23 protein-coding genes are annotated in these 23,919 nt (G+C 41.6%); 8 read left to right on the top strand and 15 right to left on the bottom strand.

Features of this window, described 5'->3' with window-relative positions; translation table 11 throughout:
- Positions 1-386: 386 nt before the first annotated feature.
- The 7 genes from QFZ80_RS32410 to QFZ80_RS32380 all read right to left on the bottom strand — a co-directional run bounded on the left by QFZ80_RS32410 (position 387) and on the right by QFZ80_RS32380 (position 7,986).
- A complete protein-coding gene (locus QFZ80_RS32410) occupies positions 387-2,522 on the bottom strand; it encodes a DNA primase family protein (protein ID WP_307562877.1) in 2,136 nt (711 codons plus the stop codon).
- Positions 2,486-3,067, bottom strand: coding sequence for a bifunctional DNA primase/polymerase (locus tag QFZ80_RS32405; RefSeq protein WP_307562874.1), 582 nt, complete (start codon positions 3,065-3,067; stop codon positions 2,486-2,488). Before QFZ80_RS32405 ends, QFZ80_RS32410 begins: the two co-directional genes overlap by 37 nt.
- Entirely contained in the window at positions 3,060-3,833 is a 774-nt protein-coding gene (locus QFZ80_RS32400; protein ID WP_307562873.1) for a hypothetical protein, read from the bottom strand. Before QFZ80_RS32400 ends, QFZ80_RS32405 begins: the two co-directional genes overlap by 8 nt.
- 211 nt (positions 3,834-4,044) lie before the next feature.
- On the bottom strand, positions 4,045-4,677 hold the full coding sequence (locus QFZ80_RS32395; RefSeq protein ID WP_307562871.1) for a hypothetical protein: 633 nt from the start codon (positions 4,675-4,677) through the stop codon (positions 4,045-4,047).
- Positions 4,678-4,882: 205 nt separating this feature from the next.
- Positions 4,883-5,554, bottom strand: coding sequence for a hypothetical protein (locus QFZ80_RS32390; protein WP_307562869.1), 672 nt, complete (start codon positions 5,552-5,554; stop codon positions 4,883-4,885).
- 384 nt (positions 5,555-5,938) lie between these two features.
- A complete protein-coding gene (locus tag QFZ80_RS32385; RefSeq protein ID WP_307562867.1) occupies positions 5,939-7,297 on the bottom strand; it encodes a copper amine oxidase N-terminal domain-containing protein in 1,359 nt (452 codons plus the stop codon).
- A gap of 68 nt (positions 7,298-7,365) precedes the next feature.
- A complete protein-coding gene (locus QFZ80_RS32380) occupies positions 7,366-7,986 on the bottom strand; it encodes an EcsC family protein (protein ID WP_307562866.1) in 621 nt (206 codons plus the stop codon).
- A gap of 226 nt (positions 7,987-8,212) precedes the next feature.
- Between QFZ80_RS32380 and QFZ80_RS32375 the strand changes: the two genes are divergently transcribed.
- Positions 8,213-8,584, top strand: a complete 372-nt coding sequence (locus QFZ80_RS32375) for a helix-turn-helix domain-containing protein (protein ID WP_307562864.1) — start codon at positions 8,213-8,215, stop codon at positions 8,582-8,584.
- A gap of 42 nt (positions 8,585-8,626) precedes the next feature.
- Here QFZ80_RS32375 and QFZ80_RS32370 read toward each other — a convergent pair whose 3' ends face one another.
- The 5 genes from QFZ80_RS32370 to QFZ80_RS32350 form a co-directional block, all read right to left on the bottom strand.
- On the bottom strand, positions 8,627-9,187 hold the full coding sequence (locus QFZ80_RS32370) for a hypothetical protein (protein ID WP_307562862.1): 561 nt from the start codon (positions 9,185-9,187) through the stop codon (positions 8,627-8,629).
- A gap of 158 nt (positions 9,188-9,345) precedes the next feature.
- Positions 9,346-9,558, bottom strand: a complete 213-nt coding sequence (locus QFZ80_RS32365; protein ID WP_307562860.1) for a hypothetical protein — start codon at positions 9,556-9,558, stop codon at positions 9,346-9,348.
- A 3-nt stretch (positions 9,559-9,561) separates the two neighbouring features.
- On the bottom strand, positions 9,562-10,593 hold the full coding sequence (locus QFZ80_RS32360) for a hypothetical protein (protein ID WP_307562858.1): 1,032 nt from the start codon (positions 10,591-10,593) through the stop codon (positions 9,562-9,564).
- Between the two features lie 332 nt (positions 10,594-10,925).
- Positions 10,926-11,399: a hypothetical protein gene (locus tag QFZ80_RS32355; protein ID WP_307562856.1), complete on the bottom strand. Its 474-nt coding sequence runs from the start codon at positions 11,397-11,399 to the stop codon at positions 10,926-10,928.
- A gap of 864 nt (positions 11,400-12,263) precedes the next feature.
- Positions 12,264-12,698, bottom strand: a complete 435-nt coding sequence (locus QFZ80_RS32350; RefSeq protein WP_307562854.1) for a very short patch repair endonuclease — start codon at positions 12,696-12,698, stop codon at positions 12,264-12,266.
- 205 nt (positions 12,699-12,903) lie between these two features.
- Between QFZ80_RS32350 and QFZ80_RS32345 the strand changes: the two genes are divergently transcribed.
- Positions 12,904-13,794: a hypothetical protein gene (locus tag QFZ80_RS32345; RefSeq protein ID WP_307562852.1), complete on the top strand. Its 891-nt coding sequence runs from the start codon at positions 12,904-12,906 to the stop codon at positions 13,792-13,794.
- A gap of 29 nt (positions 13,795-13,823) precedes the next feature.
- Here the strand turns inward: QFZ80_RS32345 and QFZ80_RS32340 are convergent, their stop codons facing one another.
- Positions 13,824-14,735: a DNA cytosine methyltransferase gene (locus tag QFZ80_RS32340; protein ID WP_307562850.1), complete on the bottom strand. Its 912-nt coding sequence runs from the start codon at positions 14,733-14,735 to the stop codon at positions 13,824-13,826.
- Between the two features lie 372 nt (positions 14,736-15,107).
- Between QFZ80_RS32340 and QFZ80_RS32335 the strand changes: the two genes are divergently transcribed.
- Both QFZ80_RS32335 and QFZ80_RS32330 read left to right on the top strand, forming a co-directional pair.
- Positions 15,108-16,262 carry a hypothetical protein gene (locus QFZ80_RS32335; RefSeq protein WP_307562847.1) on the top strand — a complete coding sequence of 385 codons (1,155 nt, stop codon included), beginning with the start codon at positions 15,108-15,110 and terminating at the stop codon, positions 16,260-16,262.
- Between the two features lie 2 nt (positions 16,263-16,264).
- On the top strand, positions 16,265-17,218 hold the full coding sequence (locus QFZ80_RS32330) for a hypothetical protein (protein WP_307562845.1): 954 nt from the start codon (positions 16,265-16,267) through the stop codon (positions 17,216-17,218).
- A gap of 87 nt (positions 17,219-17,305) precedes the next feature.
- On the opposite strand, the gene QFZ80_RS32325 is transcribed toward QFZ80_RS32330, so the two are convergent.
- Positions 17,306-17,491: a hypothetical protein gene (locus QFZ80_RS32325; protein ID WP_307562843.1), complete on the bottom strand. Its 186-nt coding sequence runs from the start codon at positions 17,489-17,491 to the stop codon at positions 17,306-17,308.
- 289 nt (positions 17,492-17,780) lie between these two features.
- Here QFZ80_RS32325 and QFZ80_RS32320 point away from each other — a divergent pair, with 289 nt between their 5' ends.
- The 4 genes from QFZ80_RS32320 (at position 17,781) to QFZ80_RS32305 (ending at position 22,711) form a co-directional block, all read left to right on the top strand.
- The gene (locus QFZ80_RS32320; RefSeq protein WP_307562841.1) at positions 17,781-19,595 is read left to right on the top strand and encodes an ATP-dependent nuclease; all 1,815 of its coding nucleotides are present in this window, start codon (positions 17,781-17,783) and stop codon (positions 19,593-19,595) included.
- 363 nt (positions 19,596-19,958) lie between these two features.
- On the top strand, positions 19,959-20,915 hold the full coding sequence (locus QFZ80_RS32315) for a ParA family protein (RefSeq protein WP_307562839.1): 957 nt from the start codon (positions 19,959-19,961) through the stop codon (positions 20,913-20,915).
- A gap of 4 nt (positions 20,916-20,919) precedes the next feature.
- Positions 20,920-21,339 carry a hypothetical protein gene (locus QFZ80_RS32310; protein ID WP_307562838.1) on the top strand — a complete coding sequence of 140 codons (420 nt, stop codon included), beginning with the start codon at positions 20,920-20,922 and terminating at the stop codon, positions 21,337-21,339.
- Positions 21,340-21,688: 349 nt separating this feature from the next.
- On the top strand, positions 21,689-22,711 hold the full coding sequence (locus tag QFZ80_RS32305) for a DUF4365 domain-containing protein (protein WP_307562836.1): 1,023 nt from the start codon (positions 21,689-21,691) through the stop codon (positions 22,709-22,711).
- A gap of 210 nt (positions 22,712-22,921) precedes the next feature.
- Here the strand turns inward: QFZ80_RS32305 and QFZ80_RS32300 are convergent, their stop codons facing one another.
- A complete protein-coding gene (locus QFZ80_RS32300; RefSeq protein ID WP_307562834.1) occupies positions 22,922-23,560 on the bottom strand; it encodes a hypothetical protein in 639 nt (212 codons plus the stop codon).
- Between the last annotated feature and the right edge of the window lie 359 nt (positions 23,561-23,919).

The raw sequence follows: 23,919 nt of genomic DNA, 5'->3' as shown, positions 1-23,919 counted from the left end.
TCCAAGATTGTTTTCTTTCGTTCTGGCTGTCGCCGTGGCACGCTCTCCGTGGCAAGGGCCTGCCCCTGTTTCGGGGCCTTGCAACCCTTTGGACTCTTTACACCGTGAGATTCGCCCCGCATTTGGAGTGAACGATCCCAGTCCTGCCCGGTTTGCGAGGCGCAGAGCGACAGGCATGGCATCGAAATTTTTGTGCTGTTTAAGTGGGGCAGAGTGGGGGAGCGGAGCGGAACTTTTTCTCTCAGCACCTTTTTTTTCAACTCCCCCTCAAAAAAAATTCTGTCTCGCGAAAGTTCAGAAACCTCCACCACTTTCCGCCACTGTCAGCGAAAAAACTTGGGGCAACGCGGCTCGGGCGGCGCTTGGACCCAGCGTGGAAGGGGACGTCACTCTTCGTCATCCGGCTCCTCCTCGAAGACCTTCGACAGCGAGGAATCCTGTCGAAAGTATTTCTGTGGTCCGGTATTCTTCATGGAAATACCGACAAAACAATCGAGACCATTGCTTTTGGATTCGGTGTATTCGATCCGCTCCTCGTCCAGAACCTTGCGAAAAGCATCCCAAAACTTTTTGGTGGTCATTCCTGCAAGTCCGGTGTGCCCATTATCCCTGCACCAGTGCTGGAACTCTTCTCTCAGCCGGGTTCGCCCAACCCTTCCCGTGCCTGGGGTCGGCTCAATACAGTCCTTAACAAATGAAAGCATGGGGTTGATGGTCGCGCGGTACTCGGTCAGCATCTGTTCAGCCGCCTGAGAATGGCTGAACACGTAGTTTTGATCTCTCAGTCGCTTCAGGCCTTCCAAGGCGAAGTTCAGAATGCCAGGAAGTTCCGCTTCCAGCTTCTCGCGGAGATGTTTGTCAGCCGTCTTACTGCTGAATTTTGCACGGAACGGAAAGATGATCAGCCTGCGCGGGAATGCGTGAGACTTATCCCTGCTGTACGGCAGCCTGTTCGTGGCGAAGACCAGCTTGCAGACAGGCTCGTACATGAAGCCCTTGCCGTACTTTACGTCTACGTGAATGGGATCGCCGGAAACGATGGCCTTGAAATACTGCGTGTTCAGTCCTTTTTCGTCCACCTCGTTTTCCGCTGCGAGGTTCAATGTTTTTCCTACGATCTCATGCCTGGCGAACGCGTTTTCCAGTTCGGCAAGGGGTACGCTGCTCGTATTCTCCCTGCCGCAAAGCAGCTTCAGCACGTTAAGAAGGACGCTCTTACCATTGCTACCCTCTCCGAAGAGGACGAAGCATTTTTCCGCCCTAGTCTCAGCGGTCAGGCAGTAGCCGAACATTTCCTGCCCGACGCGAACCAGTTCTTGGTCTCCCAGAAAAACTTCATTCAGAAACTGCATGAACTGTGGGCACTTCGCGTCGGGAGTGTAGGGTATTCGGATTTGAATGGTCGAATGGTAACGGCGATCATGCGGCAGCAGTTCGAAGCTGCCTAGTGAAAGCATACCGTTCTGAAGGTTGATGTAGTCGCGTTGTCCGTCTATCTCATCCAGGTACTCGGCCTCGCGCAGAAGCGCCCCTACGTACTGTTCCTCTAGTTTCTCCGTCCAGAAGTCGGGTACCAGATCATGGAGATAATCTCGCAGCTTTCGCTTGATGGCTAGATCATTCAATTCTCCCCAAACCCCGTTTTCGTAAAGGTAAAAGCGCTCACCTTCCGCAACACCGAGAGCGAGCTGGGTCAGCACGTATCGAGCGTATTTGTTCTGGTTCATGCCGTTTGGCGTTCCACTTGCATCAAGGTAAAAACCCATTTCAGCAAGCGCACCGCCGACTGACTGTGTCTGGGCATACTTGTTTTGGGCGTCCTTGAGTGCCTGATTGAAGGTCCTCATTGGGACTTTGGCGGCGCGAAGCCGCTGTTCCAGCCGGGCGTATTCGGCGGGAGACTGGCTCCTCAACCTGAGAAATGATTGCAGGACTTCTGGCTCTAGATGAGCTCCATGGTCCCCGGATTCCACCAGTTTGAGAGCACTCTGCGCCACCTGCAGGGACTCGCTTGTTTGATCTGGCATCAGAAGTCTTGCGGGACTGTTCACCACGTCGTTTTCCGAGTTGCGCAGTACTTTTCCATGACAGCGTTCGATCTGCTCCAGCCCGCAGCCGAAGGTCGTGCAGCGGGTCGGGCCGTAGGACGCACTTTGACCTTCAGCAATCATTTGTCGGATGCGCTCCTCGCTGTGTGAGTCGTGTTTGGCGCTAAGCATGGAAAAGGCGAGAGCGGCTTCGGGATGTCCCGATCGGGCAAGCATCGATACGATTAAATGCCACGTCTGCTCATCACAGCCACCGCCAACCAGTTGGCAATTAGTGTGGATGCAGACTTTTTGGCACTTTTTTGTTAGCTTAACTAAGTCAGGATCGCTGTCTTCTATCGAACATGTTGATGCTTGTTCGATATGAGCTTCCCCGAAGTTGTTTTGAATTTCTGACGATTCCGCTTCTCTTGCTGGACTCAGAATCATACGTTTCATCATCCATATTGGCTGGGCTGGTAGTTTAATTCCCAAGGGCTACTTCCTCCTTTCCATTCGTAGAGGCCTCCGTTGGCGTGACGGGAAGGGGGAAGAACCGTTTGCTGGCCATCACCGAGCAAGGCACATTCCTCATGAGGTTTGCTCGGGTGGCTTTCCCCGCATTTCTTGGCTTTTACGCCGAGGGAAGCGGCATACATCAGCCGCCTTCCGCCTCCAGGGGTTGTAAACTCACACGTTTCGGGAAGATCGCCGTTGCTCCACTTCTGAAGTAACTCCTCGCCGTATTCCCCGTCTACGTCAATGGCGACGATGCCAGAACTGGAACCAAGAACAAGCCCAACGTTCAAGTTAGGCCATTGCTGCACCCATTTATTGATGGTTTCATTAGAAGGTACAGACCCTTGCGTCCAGTCTTTGATGAGCGGGACTTTCCCTGGCTTAGAGCAGTTGATTCGATGGTACTCACTCATCCCACTATGATCGCATGAACACAATGGAATGACGAACCAACCTAACGCTGCGTAGGCTTTCATTGCCTCTGCAATGTTGCTGTATGGAATCGATACATTGTCAGTCATCCAAGTCACCTGCCTTTAACAACTGCAACTGATCTATCTCATACAGGAATTCTTCTTTTTCATAAAGATCGTAGTAGGGACCGAAGTCATTTGAGCAATCTTGACCAGGATTCCAGAATACGCTACTCAACATTTCGTTGCTTGCAGCATCCTCCTGAAAGTGCCAAGTTACTTCAAGATGGTCTTTCGCTTCTGATATTGAGAAGGGAAGGGGTTCTCTTGTACGAATCCCCTCAATCATGTTATCTATCCAGATGCGCCGCATGTGTCGAGGCACGTCTCGTAAAAGAATGCCTTCGAACGAATCCACCTTAGCAGTGATGGTGGCTTGCCGCGCTCCCCAGGTATTGTGGAAAGCAGGGAGTGGATGCAAGAAATACGGTGTTTCCATTAGCACATCACTTTTATCAAACGCATGAAGTATTATTTCAAAATCACAATCGTGGAGACATAAACGATAGATTGCTGCCGAAAATAAATGGTGCCAACGAAGAATTGCTTGTTCATCCTCCACTTGAACTGGATTCACTACATCCCAGATAGCAGAGAAGAACTTAGCTCCAACACGTAAACTAAATGCTGAAGATATGGGACGGGAAGGCTCGGGCAGAATTTCGGACAGGAATTCTCCAAACTTCGATGCAGAGAATTCTTCAGAATAGCACCTAATTTCACAAGATTTGAGAACAGCATTCTTCTTATCAAGCGATTGGTAGAAATCGATGATGTCGCAATATTTTTCATTTAGCAATCGGAAGATTCGCAATTTATTACACTCCTTTAAAGTTAATTATAGGGCTAGTTGAGCAATGCCTAGCGTCTTTGCGGCTAAGGCTTAAACGAACTGCGTGGCTGTAAGGGCGAACAAGCAACTTACTAAATCCGTGTGGTTTCGGCCGTTGCCTCAACAAGGGTAAGGGATCGAATAGTTGGTTTACCAATCCAGCCACGCCCGACAAAATCAAAGTCCAGACGTGTTACTCGTCCAAATCTTGATCCTGATCTAGTTGTTGATGCTCCGTGACTTCAAGTTGCTCTTCCGCGTCGGCTTCTTCTGCGAAAGTGGAGGTGTCGTTGGATTCTTCTGGCTGCGCTTCGTGCTGCTCCGATTTGGTTTCAGGTTGACTCAATCGCTGGATCGGCACGAAAGCGACAGCCAATCCATGATTATCGAGGTATACAACTTCCTGAAAGGAAATGGTCGTTTTATTGCTAAAGTCAAGATTGAAAATCTCTATTAACTCGGAAATTAACGGAGTTGAGTACACCTTGCCTTTTTTCGAGTCCCTTTCTTTAACTGGGAAGGATTCGTCGCCGTCTGGCAAGTTCTTTCCGAAGGCGATCCCTTGGTCATTCACAGAAAACTGTAGAAAGTCCTCAACGCCGATATGGTCAAGCACTTCAGATTCGACTTCAATGCGCTTGCCGTCTTTCGCAAAGACAATGGAGCACTTGCTTCTCATTCCTGCTGTTCGGCTAGTGTGTTTGCTTTTTACTGGCTGAAAGCCGAGAGACGCGTAGCTGGCTCCGGTGGGCGCCGCTTCGGGGCGGATGCTTTCGGTGGGTTTCTGGACCTTATTTTCTAGTGCTTTCTTCATAATTGGTGGCATTTAGATTTCCTCTTTTCTTAGGTTTAGTTTTAGGAGTTCTCTGGATTTACTAAATCGCTGTTCGATATTGATACAGCTGTGATTGTATATTCAGTTTTCAAAGAGCAATTATAAAGTGCTTGATTATCTGTATAACTTCATTGGAGATTTAAGGTACCAGTGGAACACCTCCTTCAATTGATAGTGCTGATGTTGTTTACGAGACTTATCGTACGACAAAAAGCGTCTCGCAAAAATGCGAGACGCTTGACATGTAACTTTCTATTGACAATACCAGGTTAGTTGTGGTATTTACTTTCTCGTTAGTGGTGTTAGTCGTTTTTTCGACCCATGCATCTAAACCAGCATGAATGTCATTCAGCAGTTTCAAATGTTCAAAGTAGTTCAAGTTTAGTCCTGTCACTTGATCGGCAATTGCCTTGATTTTTTCCATCAAGTTTGTATTCAAATCATGAGCCTGCTTTCTGCTTAACAGGTCAATCAGATTGAGCCATCCCACTTTCATATCCTCGTGAGGTATATTTTCAGCAACAGTTACCATTCGTTCATGAAATTGTCTGGAATTTTCAATCACTTCAGCTGAATTTTTTCCAAGTTCTTTACTCGATGTAATTTTGATTAGATATGATTCGCCCATCTCTTTCAACAGCTGAAGTATCATTCCTCTTTCTTCTTCATAAAAGGATATTTCACCAGACTTGTCTTTGAGTTGGTCCATCTTCAGTCCGATATAGTCCATAAATTTCTTGAGGCGCTTGTACAGGACGTCGTATTCACAGAATAATGGATCACAAAAATCTTTCAGCTTTACTGGTTTTTCTGGCTTTTCAGTTTTTTCTGGCTTTGCGGTTTTTTTGGATTTTGTGGATTTTCCCAAATCTATCAGCGCCTTTTCTCGAAATATGACAATGACACTTATTCTATCACAAATTATTTTTGGAAGTCGATATCATCAAACATTGATTGGAGTGACAGGAGCGACGATTGCGGATATGCCACCGACATTTTCGTAACTTACAATTTAAACTAACCTAGCGATTGTAAGGCAAAAAAATAAAGCATTGCCCGACTGACGATGCCTCCCTGTAAAAACTATTGTTATTTCAATCGACTTGGAAGCCGATTTTCGAACAGAAAAGCCCCTATCCACAATTTCGAGGATAGGGGCAACATTCGAGTTTCATTTTAGGTTAGATTGCTTTATGGTGCCAGATCAAGCTTTATCTCAGGGCTGTCAGATTAAAGGATATACCCTCACTGTTTACTCAAAATCGACAAACTTGATAAACTCACCGTAATTGGTCGTAATCTTTACAAAGAATGAACCGGATTGAGCTGTCATCGACTTTCCTTTGCTGTCTTTAAATGAGTTCAAAGGAATGGTCAGACTGCCGGAAGGCAACACAGTCTTGCTTGTAGGCACATATTCGTAATCCTGAATTTGTGCTTTAGTGATCTCTAGTCCATAAGTATAGGTCCGGTCGTTGATAAGCAACCCATCCTTGTTTAACGTTACTAGTAACAGTCTTTCAATACGTTCTTGAGTTTCTTTGTCTAATGCCGACCAATCGATCGTGCCGCTTTTAGACTGCTCCACACGAATGTCGTAATCCTCAGAGGTGCTTAACATATTACCAGCCACAATGACATACATCGGGGGTGTTGACTTCACACCCAAGGGGTTGGTCAATTCAATGGTTGTCTCTCCGACCACTACGCCGTTAACCGTCGCAGAGTCGCCTTTTGTAAGGCCATTCTTGCCCAAGTAGAAGACTTGAAAATAAGTTCTATCCTCCACTGTCTCCGTTATCTGGTTGTATTTTCCTCCGGTGTGCCCGACCGCTCCTGTAAAAGTTTGGTCGTTGCCCATCAGCAGTTCGCGAATCGAATCGATCTCCATGAATGTAAGGTTGACGATGCTTCCTGCGTAACTGGACGGGGATTTCGCAATGTTACCAGGTAAAGCAGCCTTTGCGATCTTGTCAAGAGAGAGCTTGGAGCGGTCCGCTGAAAAGAACGCCTGCTCGTTCTGCTCAAGCACCTTGACGGTCGCGTTGCTGAGGCTGACTCCGTCCGTGTATTGCTTCAGGGCAGATTTCATGGTCTCGATGCCGATGCTGCTGCTTGCCGAGGTGGGCCCATTATCGAAGTCGTCCGCCTTCACTCCACCGCCAAACGGCACTTCTTGCACGAGGATGGTGCTCGACTCGGCATCGAAGCCGACGAAGTATCCAAGTGCTTCGGCTACTGCTCTGGCTGGAAGGAAGACTCTGCCGTTCACGTTTTGGGCAGGCACCTCCAGCGTCGCGTGTAATTTGCCGTTCAAGTAAATTTGCTTACTTCCTACGTAAAGAGTTACTTCTTTGCTGTCTTTCAAGATCGTAACGCTCTGAACCTTTTCGTTCCAGCGGATGTGTTCGTCGTCGTTTTTAACGCCGAGCGCGATAAGCAGATCGCGAAGGGGGAGCAGGCTGCTTCCGTTGTCTATGAATGGGGTGCCGTATTGGAACTGAACAGACGTATTGTTTACCTTCATGTTTAGGTCGGCAGCAAAAGAGACATTGGCGAATAACATGGAAGAAATAAGTGCGCTTGCTATAACTTTAGATAGTTTTTTCATGTGGATGTGCTCCTCATTATGATTTATGTAACTTAATAAAACTCAGTGGTCGTCTTAGTTATGTAACCTCATTCAACGAATAATCTCTTAGCAATCTTACCTATCCCACTTGTGGAAGCGCCGTCTACAACTGCCCCTGTGATCCCTCCAACAATCGGGATTGCTTTAGATAGGTTGATGATTCCTTTGCTGCCAAACTTCGTCAATAAGCGAAAGCCCACTTTTTGATTTATTTTCTTGATGACTTCATAGGAAAGTTTCTTTAGTCCTTGCTCAGCAAACTTCTTACCAACGGCAATGCCGACATCTTTCAGGATTTCCACTGCTGCATTCCCACACAGACATGCGTAAGCCATTGCTCTTACCTTATCGTCTTTCACGTCATGTCCGGCTAAGGTTGCGATTGTCGCGATCATCCTTAGCTGTATGTAGAGAACAGAAGCAAGATTTGCTGGAATTGCAACTGGTAGGGTCACAATCCCACCTAAGCCTGTAATAAACCCAGATGTTGCACTCTTTCCGCTCTGCCACCGAATGAGCGCGTCTACCTGCGTCTGCACGTCCCCTCCTTTTTTGGCGTACTCCTCTGCCAACTCGTAAGCGTCGCTTGTTCCTGGCAATCCCCCTGTGATTGCCTTCTCGTACGCCCAATCTAGTGCCTTGCTGATTGCCCCCTGTGTGATAGCCATTTGCCGTTCCCCTTCCCGAATTTCACTACTAACGAGCGTGAAGTAACACCGTTCGTCAAAAAGTGATTCGCAACTGAGTTCCCAAACCCTACTCTGCGCTTCCAAATAGTTCCTTTGACCTATCATGATTATACTAGACTAATAAGTACAAAAACAACAATAAATGAATGTTTGATGACCTTCTTCGTAAAGATTCCCTTCTCTACCATTAAAGAGAGAAGGACAGGTGAGATTAGTGGCGGAATTGAAGATATTAGTAGGGAAGCGTCTCCGTCAAATGCGGAAAGAGAGAGGACTCACGCAACTCACTGCGGCTGAGAGATGTGATATGGAAAATACGTATTTAGCTGGGGTGGAGAGAGGCGAGCGTAACATTTCTCTTGAGAGCTTAGAAAAAATTGTTACAGCGCTTGGTGCAGAGCCAATTGACGCATTTCGCTTTGGGGATTTGGAGATGGGCAAAGGCTTAGAGGGGAAGCGAGACGCAATCAGGATACTCGCGGCTTTTCTGGAGGAACGTAGCATGGAGGAGATAGAGCTTATTCGCAAAATGTCGAAAGACGTTATGGCAACGATTGATTCGGAGAAACGAAAGTAAAATTAAACGTACCCGGTTCCTTTCGGAATCAGGCATTTTGGATTATGCGCTTGGGTAGTGCTGGTTAAGGTACTCTTTGACTGCCGCATTCAGGAGGTTGGTAATCTTGTTGATCTCACCGCGCTGATGCAGATCGTGTACACGTCGAAACAGCGGCTTTTCCAGGTAGGTGGTGATCCGTTCGTACCTTTCTCCAAAAGGTGCTGCCTTTGCTTCAATGCGTTTACTTGTTAAGGTTAGACTATCCGTAGGATTAGGATAAGAGTGGTCTTGTTTTTCCGTTGCTCGTTCAGTCTGTTGGGGTTTAGGCTTTAGGACTGGTTTGGGTCGCAAAGGGTTTTCAAGAGGCTTGATTGCTGTCGAGTTTTTGACGGGAATGGCTTTTCGTAACCTTGGGGTTTCGGTATTAAAGTTCTGTTCGTCTTCGGGACTTGAAGAATTCGATACAGCAGTACCTTCGTCCTTATCCAAAACTTCCGTAGTGCTTAACTTATCTGGGTTTGGCTCAGAAGAGGAAGGAAGCTGCGGTTCAGAAGCCCAAAAGTTCAGTTGTACTTTCGCTTTTTCTGCTGTGTTTGCAAGTTTAAATGATCGCTGGCTCATGTAGAGTTAACTCCCTCGAGGATTATTGGGCGATGGTTTTTATCTATGCCGGTGACTACGTATACATCGACATTTATGTAGACGTCTACATCTACCCTAATGCTTTGTTCCTTGAGGGGGATCTTTTTTACTTAAGTAGCGAATTGTATGAGTTCCAATCATACATCCAACAGTTCATCCTCGATGCTTCGTTCTACTGTGCGCAAAGCAAGCAACATTTGCTTGGCGGTAGGAAAGTGAATCGGCTCTTCAGACGACCAGAATAATCTCCAAGATGCTGAAAGTAATTGCTGGTATGTGTCGATCTGCTCAAGAAGGGTATCTTCTCGCTCGATGAGAGAAGTTTGCTTCTTAATTCGGTTTTGTTCCATCCGTTACCCTTTCACTTTGACGTATTTGGGATTAATGGTTAGCGGCTCCAAAGCGTGCTTGAGGTAAAATTTCATGTCCCTCGTGGATTGATTGGCCTGTTCAGTGAAAGCCTCTCGCAGCGCTGGACTCTCCAGTTGGAAATAGTCTCTGCCTTTTTGGTTGCCGAAGAGGGCAATCATGGCGTAGTTGAAGCTGGCTGGATTGCAGATGCCTGCGGTGCCAATGGGGATATGCTCCCCAATCTGTCCGATGGTGAACTTTTCCCAGTCGCTATTCTGCTTCTCCAGGGATAGGAGGAGACAGGCGAACAGGACGTCGGCGTTGGAGCGCAAGGTGATCTTCTTGAGGTCAAAATGCTGGGCTTCGCAGTCGCTCCATGAGAAGTTGCGGATGGTAGGCTCTTTGGTTAGGTAGGTTTCTTTCACATTCTTGTATGCATGGCGGTTACCGTATACCTTGAGTAAGCGATCCAATTTGGTGCGTGAGTCTACTCCTGGGATCTTCTGGAGGATAGCACGGAAAAATGCGCTGTATCGTTCCAGATCTAATAGTGAGTAAGTTGGCATTTGGTCACTCTCTTGATGATTGATCTCTTTGAGAAATTCTGTCATTGCATGGATTCGATGCTGATCTGTAAGCTCAAAGCTGTCGGGGCGCAGAAGATGGAGCAGGAATGCCGCCGCGTTGAAGCCATGGTTCCAGTCCGGGAGCTTTTGCTCCCAAAAGCGAAGAGATTCTGCAGGATCGATCGAGACGTTTTCGGAAAATTCAGGCCATGCTTTGATGACAGCTGTGATTGTCCGCTTGTGGGCGCTGGCAATATCTTTCCGCTGCCAGCTACCGAAATGCCATCCGAGCGACTGTTTGAGCGTGTCGGCAGAAACAGCTTTTGGATCACAGAAAATCCGCTTCCACTCCTCATGTGGTTCAGTAGGGTATCTACTGTATGGGAATCGGGATAGGTGCTCTTCAAATCGCTCTTGGATGAGTGCCGCGATAGCTCGTTTTTCTTTTTCGTTGATGTTAAGACTCATGTTAAAAAACACTCCAATCATTAATATGTGAGAATGTAGCGTCATGATAATAGTCGCAACTGATGCAACTTTTGCAGTGGTTAATACCTTGAAATTTTTCGTAGGCTGATGCAGATGTTTAATCGTAGAGGAGGGATAATATGTTTTGGAGGAAGTTAATAGTCACCAGCGGAACTAAACCAGCCGCTCAGGAGTTTGTTGGTAAAGCTGCGGGGCTCATAATCAAAATCATCAAGAGCATTAAGTAGCTCTTCTTTGTTAATACGATAGTCGTATGTTGGTGGAGCTTTCCTGTTTGATGCACTTTTCGGGACTAGATCTACTTGTTGGTATCATGAAATCGAATGGTCAGGGATCATTTCCTTAACTTTTGGTAGAACGTAGTCCTCGTCCTCGTCGTTCAGTGCTATCCGCTGCTCCGGCGTCAGGAACGGGTCCTTGAGCTGGAGGTAGAAAGGCTCGGCAAGCTCCCGAACCCAAGCGAGAGCGGTGGGAACGGTGCCGCCATGAAAAAGGGGAGGACCATCTATCCAGAGGTCCTCCCTTGCAAACTCGACTTTTTTACTTTTTTCGTCTACGTATACGTAGACGTCAGTTCCATCGACGTATGGATTGGTGCCGCTCCTATCGGTGGTCCTTAAGACTAGCCTTAAAGTTATCGTCCCATCCTCCTGTATACCATCGGGTAACGCTGCCATTGCGACAGCCATCACCCAGACATTGGTTCCCTCCTGGTCGAGCAATATGTTTCCGTTGTGTTCGAACTCCTCTTTGAGCTTGTCTAAAATGAGATATGCTGCTTTCATTTAATCATCCCTTCCAAATGAGAATAACCCAAGGATGAGATCCTTGGGCTTCAATATTATAGTACTTGTTTATGATTCTAGACCTTACGCTTTCCGTGAAAATATTGGTTGGTAATAAGATTCTTGAGTTATTTTTTATATAGTTTCCTGGATAGACGTACTTCCTTTGTTATCCGTATAGCTTCACGCTTTTCCAACTCGTAATCGATCAAACGTTGAATGTACAGTACCGGTTTTATTCTTCCTATAAGTTTAGCTATGGTCTGAACTGTAAAAAGAGCAAAACAGCAAAAGAAGAAGATCAGGAAAATCGTTATTCCTGCTGATACTTTTGCGTTTATCAGCATTGTGATCAAAGCCGATATTATAGTTATCATCGAGAAAATATAACTTAGTTGCTTAGAATTCTCAATCCAAGCACTAAAGATTACCCTTAAATTTTTAAGCTGGGTATTATTAAAATTGGGAATTTCCTGAGCAGTAATTTTTATATCGGTTACAAGTCTAGAAACTTCCGCATCTGAAAATCCTAAAAATATGTCAGGTTCTTTTGTTTTCCGTCGAAATAAGATCAGAATCGCCTCCTCACTATTTTGTTCGACAAAAGAGTATTGGCCTCCTTTTAATCCGTCAATAATGCAATTAATAATTACGACCTTAGAATTGATGGATTTATTATGGAATTGAAAGCAGATAGATTTTGATCTTGTCCAAAACGAGATAAGCTGCTTTCATTGCATTCATCCTTCCAAATGAGAATAGCCCATGGACATTTGCAGGGAATCGCCAACAAAAGGAAACTGATGCAAACCCTCCTTTATGGACGTATTACATCGGTATTATTACTGAGCATTAATGTAACTATCATGTTGATCTATCTATCTCCTTTGCTTTCCAACTGAGTATGTAATCAGCGATCTTATCTATTGCCACTTCAAAATTTTGTTTTGCTTCATGCTCCCATACTCGTAAGACATGCCATCCTTTTTCTAGATAATAATTATTGACTTGAATATCTCTTTTCTTGTTTCTTTCGATTTTCTGTATCCAGTAATTTTCATTGCTGGTTGGGATCCTCCCGTGGATGTCACAATGATGCCAGAAACACGAATCAATGAAGATTACAATTTTGTACTTTTTAATGGAGATATCGGGCTTGCCAAAAAGACCAGGACTATTAGTCCTAAAACGAAAACCCAAATTCCAAAGTGCTTTGCTGATCCGTTTTTCGAGGGAAGAGACAGATTTTACGGATTTCATCATTTTGCTTCTAGTTTCTTTTGAAACCCTATCGGTCATATTATGCTATGCTCCTCAAAATAGAGTTATTTAGGGCTACAAACCATTTTTATCATGCCACACGGAGATGAAACTTAGAAGTTGAAATGCGTTTTTTGTTTCGGATGTTTTTACTGACAGTAAAGACAGACAGTATTGACAGACAGTGCTGGTATCCGATATTATGAAATAAATAGTTAAAAATTTCCTTTAGGAGTTGGTTTCAGTGGGAGTTAGCGTTGCGGAGTATCTTGGTCAAAGAACTGATATTGATTCCTACACAATTGAGCCTGCTGAAGCAGGAGCAATGTGCCCTTTTATGAATTCCTACTGTTCGAAACTTCAGCAAGGGTATGAACCAGTTTGTTCGGTACGCAAACGTACTGGAGAGATGTGGATTACTTGCAAAAACAGATTGTGTGCAACTTTGAAATCAGTAGAGCTACATCCTCACCAGATTGGTATGCTTACAAAAATTGCAGATGCAGTTTACGATCCTCACCATGTTGCGTCTAGTGACATTCTTGTGAAACGTGAGGAACCTTTGAAAGCAAGTAGTAAAGCCAACTATAACGCTGACTATGTGATGGTCCGAAAAGGTGATACAAAAAAGCTTGTTATGGAAATGCAAGGTGGTGGAGAGACATCGGGAACTGGGGCTATTACTAAACAGGTTCTTAAATGGCGTAACACTCCGAATAGATCTAATCGTATCTTACGCGAGGATGTGGCGAAAGCTGGAACAATTGAGACCAATGCTTGGCGTCGACAACAAGAGCAGTTTATTGTTAAAGGGAATGTCGCTCAGATGAGCGGTGGTGCGATCGTATTTGTGGTTGGAGCACCACTTTATGATTATTTAAGGTCAAAGCTAGATTGGGGACAGTTCAAAGAACTTCGCTATCACACATGGAGTTTGGCTATTATTGGTATTAGCGAAGATAAACAAAATATTCCGAACGAAGGTCCTGTTCCTTTAAAGGTAGATGAAGACCGGATCTTGTTTACAAATTATAGCTATTTCCTCCAAGCTCTAACTAACCAGGGCTACCCGACTCCTGGGGCGTTTACTGGGAATTTCTTGTCACTTGATGGCTCGGTAGAAGTTGTAAATTAATAAAAAAGCCAGGCCTTGTTGGCCTGGCTTCAATCTTCATTTTGCATTGGTAATGAGCTTTGTTCTACTTCAATTATTCGCTTGCCAATCCAATTAATTACTGGTACGGCAACAGCATTCCCTAAAGTTCGGAATCTACTTCCGTCCATCCCTCCGGAAAACCCTGCAGCTTCTCGTACTCCGAAGGCATCATCCGTCTGACAAACAGCGTCCGAGCTGCCTCTTGAGTCAAGCGTATAGGTTTCTCCATCATTTCGGTAGCCTTTAGCTTGGGGTCCTGCTGAAGCTTTTCTTCCAATTCCGGCATGTTGGATAGAGTAGAGATTTGAAGTTTGAATGCTCGCTCCAGGTCTGGATCTAGTGGTTTCCCTCTGTCCGAGGCCCTGTCTAGAAGCGATTGCAATTGTGCCTTGTTCAAAAAGTACTTCAGAGGCACGGTTGCTTCGATAACTTGCGACAATATAGACTCTTCGACGTCTTTGGGGTGTTCCAAAGTATTTTGCATCCAATACTCGCCATGCCACACCATACCCGAGTTTTTCCAATGTACTGATAACGACTCTGAAATCATCTCCGTTGTTACTGTTAAGGAGTCCGGGAACATTCTCGACAAGAACCCACTGAGGTCTTCCTTGTTCAATGAGTTCTGCATACTTATAGAAGTGTCCACTTCGTTCTCCTTCAAGGCCTTTCCTTTTTCCTTGGTTGGCAAGAGATACATCTTGGCAGGGGAATCCTCCGCACCAAACTTCTGCAGCTGGGACATCGTCGATTGTAACTTCATTTATATCACCCATTAATTTAACATTTGGCCAGTGTTTACGAAGAACTTTTTGACAAAAAGCATTCCATTCACACTGGAAAACAACTTCCATTCCTGATCTTTCGAGGCCAAGATCAAAACCACCTATACCACTAAAAAATGAAGCTACTTTTAACATTCAATCAACTCCAAATAGAACATTAGTTCTATATTCGTTACTTAATGAGAGTTTCCTTCTTTGAGAGAAAATTTTATTTTCAAAGATAAGTATAACATAGGCTTGTATAATTGGCCAGCAAAATGATATTTGTAAATATTTGAATATGCGTTAAAATAAAAGTGAGTTTGTACGATTGAGAAAACATGCGCTTTTATAAAACCTTTTTAAGGGAATAATTGTAATAGTCAATCTAGAATTCATGACTACTTAATTTAAGATTATTTAAAGCTTTTACTTAATTGTGGTTTTTTAATTGATATTATTAGCTGGATTTGATAAATAACAAATTTTTTGAGGTTGTTTATTACACCTGAATTAGGAGGAATCTCCATGGCGAAATTAGTATTCGTTAGTTTGGATAAACTGCATTTCGATCCTCAAAACCCGCGTTTACCCAAAACGTTAATTGGATCTGAGGATGAATTAAAAGTAATTGATTATTTGAACCGATACGGAAATATTGTAGAATTAATGCAATCAATTGGAGAAATAGGGTATTCGGAAGCAGAGCCTTTATTGGTGGTTCCTAAAATTGGATACCCAGAAAATTTTATTGTTGTAGAAGGAAATCGTAGGTTAGCAGCATTAAAATTATTATCAAATCCAGAATTGACAACACTGCGTAAGAAGTCAATTGCTGAAGCAAAAGATTTGGCTAAGAGTATCCCAACTGTTATACCTGTCATACTTTACAATAATAGGGAAGAGATTCTAGATTATTTGGGATATCGTCACATAACTGGAGTTAAGGATTGGGGTTCTTTAGAAAAAGCGAGATACCTTGATCAACTTTATGTATTACATATTAATGAGGTTGGGCAGGAACAAATTTATTCAGTGTTAGCAAAAATGATTGGAAGTCGCACAGACTATGTTGCTAAACTACATACTGCTTTAAAACTTTATGAAATGGCGAATAATGATGCATATTATGATGTGGATATTGAAGAAAAAGATTTTAACTTTTCATGGCTAACAACTGCATTATCTTATAGTGATACAATTGCTTATCTTGGTCTTTCTTCAGCAGGAGATTCTTCATTAACCAACCTCAATAAAGAACATTTTGCTCAATTATTTATATGGTTATTTGACCCAGTAAAAAGAAAAGTTGAAGATTCTCGTAATATATCTGAGTTAAATAAAATACTTGAATCTCGACCTGCATTAAAGAAGCTAGAGCAAGGGAGTACTATTTCTGAGGCCTTGCTTTATACTTCTGCTCCTAATGAAACCTTTCATTCTTTAATAGAAAAAGCCAGAACAAGTATGCAAAGTTCGAAAAATATGATCGAGCAATTAAGTATGTATCCTGAAAATACTATTGCTGTAATTGAAGATATTGAAAAGCTATGCAAATCTATAAAAGGTGCTATTAGTGAAAATTTTTCATCTAATGGGGGTGGCAAGTTGGCTGGGTTGGAGGATTTAACTCCAGACCAGTTACAAAAACTTTTGAGACTCATCGAAAAGCAAGGTGAATAGCAATGGCCCTTTCAGATAAAATCAAACAACTGCCTAAATGGTCGAGAAATGAAGCTAATAAGTGGGCGGATTTCATAGAGCTGTCTTGTATGAAAAGCGATGATAAATTCATGTCTATTGATGATATGCTGGATCATTATGCCGATGAAAATCCAGAAGAAATGGATCGCGGCAGCTGGGAACACTCATCAAAATATGATAAAATTTATTCAGATATAGAAGGATATTTTTCATTGATTGAATTTCGAGCAAGAACCCTCGGGAAATATTATCCATTTGAAATAACTAGTGATAAGTCTATAGCTCTTAAAAGCAATCAATTAAGGCATCATACATTTTATTTCTTTCTTCTATGCGCATCAAACCTTTCTTTTTTTGATAAATCAACAGGCTATTATTTGACGCATGCTTTTGAAGATATAAGTTGTTATATTTTACGTGCAATTTCTTCTCCCTACGCAAATACCCATGTATTTGGAACCTCAAGAAGCGATACAAACAACTACTACGAAGGTAATTTGAGGCAAAGAATAAGTACTTTAGCTAATAATTTATCTGCTATTACATCTAAGCCCTTCGATATGGATTCGAAGTATGATGTGCCAGCCGGTGATGGGGGACTCGATTTAGTTTCTTTTACTTCTTTTGACAATATGCCATTTATACCATTTTCATTTGGTCAGTGTGCTTGCAGTAATGAGGAGTGGGAGGAAAAACAAAGTTCCATAAAGCCTGATACGTGGCTTGCGAGGTTAAATAATATAGCGCCATATTTGCAATATACATTTGTTCCTTTTTACTGTCGACGTGCCAATGGTGAGTTTGAAAATGTTTCAGTTATTAATACATGTGTTATTGATAGACATCGAATCTTTAAGATTGCTAGAAGAGCGTTTTTCAAGAAATTCGCAAAACACTCTATTTTTAATAAAATAGAGGAATTAGTTAATAATTAGGTAGCCAATGGAGTTTTTATAACTTTTGGAGGTCAATTTTGACCAAAAGAAAAGTACTGTCATTCTTGTGACAGTACTTTTTTTGTCTTATGAATTGTTATTTAGTTTTTCGCGCCATTCAATTAAATCGTGTATGACTTCATTAAAGTCCTTATTGAAAGGATAGCCTTCTGATAACTTGTCTGAGTAGTTTGGTTCTATTAGTTCCCATTCCCTTGATAGTTCTGACCAAGAACTAATAGCTTGGTTCAATGCTTTCAAAAAAGGTTCCATTAAAATCCCTCCAATGTATTTTTTATTATATCAGATTTTTCATTGCACTTAAATTGCTGCCTTAAAGGCAAGCGTATTATTAGACTATCGAGTCTAAAATTTGCCTTACCATACCACAAGTGAGTGCCATCAGTGGCGTTATCGAGACGCTCTCTACCCTACCGTCGCTTTTTTTAGTCGGCACTTTGAGTACTAGAATCACTTCCATTAATTGAGAACTCTTGTTCCTATTAATTACTTATGATATGATCGAAATATCTTCAAATATTTGGAAAAAGGGGCGATTTTAGTGGCAAGAAAGCCAGCATCAGAAGTAGGAGAGGATTTGTCCAAATGGTTTGAATCAAGTCAGCCCAAATTAAGAAGAATGATTATTAGGAATTTCAGGTGTATTGGAAATAATCCAGTGACTATCGATTTGGATGACATAGTGGTTTTGGTTGGTCCAAATAATGCAGGGAAAAGTTCTATTCTCAAAGCATATGAAATTGTAATGAATCATGGATCGAATAAGTGTAAGTTAGCTGAAAGTGATTTTCCGAATGGGAAAATTAATACACTAGAACTACCTCAGATCGAATTACATACAATTGTTGATGGTGACACAACTCCAGCAAGACGATGGGTACAAGTGGAAGAAGGCAAAGCTATTGTCATGGAACGGTGGACTTGGCATGCAGCAAATGCTGACCCCAAGAGACAAGGATTTGACACTGATAAACAAGATTGGGATGATCAAGTACCATGGGGAGCTCCGGGAGTTGCTCAAGCAAAGCGTCCACAACCCCATTTAATTGAAGCTTTTGCTCAACCGCATGAACAGGAAAAGCAGGTTCTTGAATTACTTAATACAATAATTAAAGACCGAATTAAAGGAGTCCAATCCTCTGCACTCAAAGATGGGGAAGAGATATCTGATTATTCAAAGTTACTACAGCAAATAGCTGATTTACGAAAAAAGATTTTTAACGATTCTAAGGAAGAAATAGATTCAATTGAGACCGAGCTATCTTCCATAATATCAGGCATTTTTCCTGGGTATGTGATTAAGTTCGATCCCAGAGCTGAAGATGATATTGAGAATGATGTGTCGCTGTTTAAAAATTCAGCAAAATTGTTGATGGGACCAGGACAGGGATATCAGAGCGCTATCGATAAACAAGGAAGCGGGGCTCGAAGGACTCTGCTATGGTCTGCTTTAAGGCTGTTAGTTCAAAATAACGCGAGTAAAAAGGCAGGAAATGACCGACCACATGTTTTATTATTGGACGAGCCCGAGCTTTGTTTACATCCAAATGCTGTTCGGGAAGCTTGCAGGGTTTTGTATGATTTACCTAGACAAGGAAGTTGGCAAGTGATGGTAACCACTCATTCGCCTGCATTTATTGATTTGTCAAGAAACAATACAACAATTGTGAGGGTCGAAAGATCTGAACAGGGTGATATTTTTGGAACAACCGTTTTCCGTCCGGAGAAAGTTCAACTGGATGATGATGATCGTGAAAGGCTGAAATTATTGAACTTATTCGATCCACATGTTGCTGAGTTCTTTTTTGGTGGACAAACTATAATTGTTGAGGGTGACACCGAGTATACTGCCTTTAAATACATAATGTCCAAAGCATCTGATAGATATAAAAATATACATATCGTAAGGGCAAGAGGAAAGGCGACAATTATTTCTTTGTGTAAAATACTGAATCATTTTGGAAGTGGGTATTCAGTTTTGCATGATACGGATTCGCCTAGGGTTGAGAATAGTGGGAAAAAGAATCCAGCTTGGCCCCACAATGCAAATATACTTAAAGTAGTCAAGCAAGCAACCCATCCCCAGAAGATTCGACATTTATCATCCCTTCCTAATTTTGAAGCCGCTTATTTTGGGCAAACCATAAAATCAGGAAAACCATACAATGCATTGACATATCTAATGAATAACAATGAAGCTTTTGCAAGAGTTGAAAAATTGCTTCAGTGCTTATTAGATTCAAATAGAGAGTTCCCTGATGGATGCATTGTTTGGGGCGATGAGGAAGAATTACTTCAACTTGTGACGTCTTTGGCAGAAGTAGGCGTGGCAATAGAAGATCCTTCCGAGGATTAGGCTACCTCCCCAAACAATCTCAGCATCAAGCTGCGACGAATTGTGGATTGTACAGCCGCGGCTCGCTTTTAAGAACCCTTGTCCAGATAAAACCACATCAAAGAGTGCAGAGAGAGGGGTTCATCGTAAAATATTTAGAACAGGCGTATCCGTTCATGGATACGCCTGTTTTCAGTGCTTACTATCCATTTATTAACTAAATCTGATGGGTTAATCGTTTCATTATTTCAAAGAGGATATGATGTTGTTTATGTCAGCGGAGTGATAGTGATTTGAATACATAATAATAAGTCAAGCAAATAATGGTTAAATCTGGTATCCTTGTTATAAGGTACAGAATTCTCTTGCTTGATGAGGTGTAATATGGGGAAGGTTATTAGTGTTATCAATTGGAAAGGTGGAGTTGGAAAAACAACAATTACCCACCACATTGCAGTTGGTTTGCAAAAATTGGATCACAGTAAAGATTTAGGACTCGATAATGCCCCGAGAGTATTACTTTTAGATGCAGATGCTCAATGTAATCTTTCTATTGCATGCTTAGGTGATAATCAATTTGAAGATTTGACTTATAAAAGAGATACTCCCATTCCCACAATAAAAGATATATTTGAGCAATACTTAGATAACGGTGCATTTAATATTGAGAATAAAATAATTTTAAAAGAAAAGGTTCGGAGTCGTGAGCCTAACTATATTTTTAAGTATATTGATCTGGTGCCGTCCCACCCAGATTTAATTTATACAGATATGTTTATTGCTCAACATGATTCTAAGCCAAAGCCTAAGATAAAGCCCAATTTACTCCAAACTGATGTTTATAAATTTCAAATACTCGATACAATTTTAGAAAGTGTCCGTGATAAGTATGATTATATACTAATAGATTGTCCCCCTAATTTAAACTACATAACTCAAAATGCTCTTTATGCTAGTGACTATTATTTAATTCCAACAATTGCTGATAAATTGTCTTCATATGGTATAATGGCAGTGTCAAACGCAGTTAACAATTTGAATAATAATTTCGTGGCAGTTTCACAAGATTACAATGAAACTAAACTTTTAGGTATTGTATTAAACAACATTCGTGAATATAGAAGAAAGCCTAAAAAGTCACAGTTCAATATTATGCAATCGCTTCAACAACTTTTTAAAAATGATGTTTTTAGCCAATACTTAACTTATGGTGATGGAATCCCCAGAGCATCTGCAATGGCATATCCTGTTTTTGCACTAGAAGATAAGCTCGCCAATGCAAAAAGACAAAGTGATTTCTTGAGGGAAATAAGTATTGAATTTGTACAAAGGTGTAGGTGAGCCAATGAAAGTAAGAAATTTAATTAATCTGATTTCAGTCGTTTCTGATATCCTTGAAGTATATAAAGATAATACAGTAGATGAAATGTTGAAGGACATTCACTCAAAGGTTACAGGACAACCCGTAACTTTGAAAAGGGTCAAGCAAAAGAAACATTTTGATCTGGATGAGGTATTAGAATATCTAAAAACATCAAATCGTGACGATATTGTCACACACCTTAGCGGATATGAAAAGAAACAAATTGAATCGATTTGTACAGCATCTAATTTGGTTTTTGCACAAAAGGAAAATAAAGTGTCTCTGATTGACATGTTGGCAAATCACTATAATATGGTGAGTTTAAATAATAAAATGTCAGAGAGATATTCAAATCATTATTCTATAGAAGAGGTTGCTCAAAGTTCAGATCCCTATAAATGAAGTAATATTATGCCGCCTGTCCAAACATCCGAAGCATCACGCGGCGGCGAATTGTGGATTTAACAAGCCACGGCTCAGAAAATCGAACCCTTGTCCATACAAAACCACAATGGTTAATGTAGGACAGGGGTTCGTTACACTCTAAATCCCAATCCAGAATGTTTTTAAATTTGAAAGTACCGTCAGTTGCGTCTCGATAACGCTTTTGACGGTACTTTCGCTTTTTTGGATTCCTGCAGTCTTTAACTTCAATTATAAAAAGTCGATTTATCGCATTCTATATCTTACATTTGTCATATTTTATATAATAGACATTGAGAAATACGACTGCAGGATGGAGGCGGAAACCTTGACAGATTTACCACACTACAGTGGACCTACTGAAGAAATTGGACTTATGTTAGTTAACAATATTGTAACAACTCAAATCGGATGGATATTCCGTGAACAACCCAAGAAAGACTTTGGAATTGATGCTCACATTGAAATTGTAGGAGATAGCTTAGTAACGGGGAAATTAATAGCAGCACAAATAAAAACAGGTCAAAGCTATTTACGTGAAAGAACGAATAATGGATATTTATATCGTGGGAAAATGAAGCACTTGAATTATTGGAAAAACCATTCGCTACCTGTAATCCTAATATTATGTGATGATATTGAAGGGGAAAGTTATTGGGTACAGATAACTGATGACAATGCAATTGTTTTAGAAAACCACTGGGCAATACGCGTTCCATTTACACAGCAGTTGAATATTTCCTCAAAGAGGAAACTTGAACTGATTGCAGGGAATCAAACCGATTACGAGAAAAGACTTCACTCATTAGTCCTCGCTAGGCCCTGGATGGAAGAATTATCAAAAGGAAACTCTGTTATTCTTGAATCAGAAGAATGGGTAAATAAAACCTCAGGTCGAGGTTCCATAACTTTGAAAATTATAGACTCCCAAACCAATAAAGAAACGACGGCATTAAATTATCCTATGATATTTCTGGGGCTAGTTTCTTATGAGGAAGCCTTCAAGAAGCTATTCCCTTGGGCAATCATTTCTATTGATGAAGATTTTTATTTACAATACGATGAAGATGATTATTCGATGGAAGAGGAAGGTTGGGATAGTGAAGAAGATAGATTGCCGTTAATTAGACCATACGAGAATCCTTCAGGGGAAGTTGCACGGTATAGGTTAAAATTTAGCTTAAACCAGACCGGAAAAGCATTCCTGTTACTTGATGATTATTTAAAAAGTGGAATAATTAATGAGGAAGTTACTACGAGAGAAGATAATGAAAGATATTTTGATGAGGAAGAATGGGATGAGGTGGATAGGAGAATTGATCGGGAAGACCCGGATCGAAAAAACTACTGAATTTGTTAACGGAATTATCAAGCTATGCCACCTCCCCAAACATCTTCAGCATCACGCGGCGGCGAATTGTGGATTTGTAAAGCCACGGCTCAGATACTTGAACCCTTGTCCATACAAAACCACAATGATTAAATAGAGGCAGGAGTTCGATTTTCATAAAACAAACATATTCTCTTTCACCCTCAATAACATCTGATTCACATTTATCTATCATTTACCATTAATATTATTACTTTTTGAACTATCAGGGTTTGACCTTATATATCCATTAACTTGTGTCCCATCGCTACGAGTGTAGGGTCTTACATTATGATATCCTGACCCCCCTGTACCAATATCTTGATCGTAGTCATCACCAAAACTACTCATACACCAAGCGAAGGATGCTTCACTAGTAGCTTGACTTTCACATAAATCTGCTCTTGTTGTTCCTCGAGTATTCCTAGGATCATTTTCTGGGTCTTGCTTTGCTATATAAATTCCAACAGCAATAATTGGTCCTATTAGAAAGAGGAGACCAATCAAATTAAAAAATGATTCCGTTAATTTGGAATAAATTAACGAATTATTTTCTTTTTTTCTTTTTACAGAAAAATCTGTTTTACATTTAATACATTTATAAAAATGTATATTATCTTCCTTGATTTCGTTGACTGAATTACACTTTCTACATTCTAAATATACTCTGTACCTTGGTATTTCTAAATGAGAATAAATTTCGACAATATTCTTGTTGCAATTTGTACATTTGGTATATTTCGTTTCGACTAATTCATTGATATCGATATTGTTGGAAAAACTGCAGTTCCAACAAGTAGCATTATATAAATTTCTTGTAAGTTTCCCCATTCAATTTTTCCCTCCCCAGTTGTAAATACTTTATCATGTCAACAGTAATTTTTCACGAAATAATTATAAATTTTGGAATCTCTTTAAACCTTAGATACGATGCTAAAGAGAATTTTCAGCCTAAGCCACCTCCTCAAAAATCCTAATCATCACGCGGCGACGAATTGTGGATTTGTAAAGCCACGGCTCGCTTTTATGAACCCTTGTCCGTGCAAAACCACAACATTTAATGCTGGACAGGGGTTCAACACGTTTAAGTTACTATTTACCTAAAAGAGTATCGTTAGTTGCGTATCAGTGGCGCATTTGACGGTACTTTCACTTTTTTTGACTAAAACGGGAATTTACCTATGTTGGGA

Origin of the sequence: Paenibacillus sp. V4I7 (genome assembly GCF_030817275.1) — a bacterium.
Taxonomy (GTDB): domain Bacteria; phylum Bacillota; class Bacilli; order Paenibacillales; family NBRC-103111; genus Paenibacillus_E.
This window is presented reverse-complemented; position numbering and strand designations above follow the sequence as displayed.

Excerpts from the sequence above, each read along its gene's own strand:
- QFZ80_RS32405 (WP_307562874.1), bottom strand. The coding sequence starts at position 3,067 with ATGACTGACAATGTATCGATTCCATACAGCAACATTGCAGAGGCAATG.
- QFZ80_RS32395 (WP_307562871.1), bottom strand. The coding sequence starts at position 4,677 with ATGCCACCAATTATGAAGAAAGCACTAGAAAATAAGGTCCAGAAACCC.
- QFZ80_RS32385 (WP_307562867.1), bottom strand. The coding sequence starts at position 7,297 with ATGAAAAAACTATCTAAAGTTATAGCAAGCGCACTTATTTCTTCCATG.
- QFZ80_RS32380 (WP_307562866.1), bottom strand. The coding sequence starts at position 7,986 with ATGGCTATCACACAGGGGGCAATCAGCAAGGCACTAGATTGGGCGTAC.
- QFZ80_RS32370 (WP_307562862.1), bottom strand. The coding sequence starts at position 9,187 with ATGAGCCAGCGATCATTTAAACTTGCAAACACAGCAGAAAAAGCGAAA.
- QFZ80_RS32365 (WP_307562860.1), bottom strand. The coding sequence starts at position 9,558 with ATGGAACAAAACCGAATTAAGAAGCAAACTTCTCTCATCGAGCGAGAA.
- QFZ80_RS32360 (WP_307562858.1), bottom strand. The coding sequence starts at position 10,593 with ATGAGTCTTAACATCAACGAAAAAGAAAAACGAGCTATCGCGGCACTC.
- QFZ80_RS32355 (WP_307562856.1), bottom strand. The coding sequence starts at position 11,399 with ATGAAAGCAGCATATCTCATTTTAGACAAGCTCAAAGAGGAGTTCGAA.
- QFZ80_RS32350 (WP_307562854.1), bottom strand. The coding sequence starts at position 12,698 with ATGACCGATAGGGTTTCAAAAGAAACTAGAAGCAAAATGATGAAATCC.
- QFZ80_RS32340 (WP_307562850.1), bottom strand. The coding sequence starts at position 14,735 with ATGTTAAAAGTAGCTTCATTTTTTAGTGGTATAGGTGGTTTTGATCTT.
- QFZ80_RS32335 (WP_307562847.1), top strand. The coding sequence starts at position 15,108 with ATGGCGAAATTAGTATTCGTTAGTTTGGATAAACTGCATTTCGATCCT.
- QFZ80_RS32330 (WP_307562845.1), top strand. The coding sequence starts at position 16,265 with ATGGCCCTTTCAGATAAAATCAAACAACTGCCTAAATGGTCGAGAAAT.
- QFZ80_RS32325 (WP_307562843.1), bottom strand. The coding sequence starts at position 17,491 with ATGGAACCTTTTTTGAAAGCATTGAACCAAGCTATTAGTTCTTGGTCA.
- QFZ80_RS32315 (WP_307562839.1), top strand. The coding sequence starts at position 19,959 with ATGGGGAAGGTTATTAGTGTTATCAATTGGAAAGGTGGAGTTGGAAAA.
- QFZ80_RS32310 (WP_307562838.1), top strand. The coding sequence starts at position 20,920 with ATGAAAGTAAGAAATTTAATTAATCTGATTTCAGTCGTTTCTGATATC.
- QFZ80_RS32300 (WP_307562834.1), bottom strand. The coding sequence starts at position 23,560 with ATGGGGAAACTTACAAGAAATTTATATAATGCTACTTGTTGGAACTGC.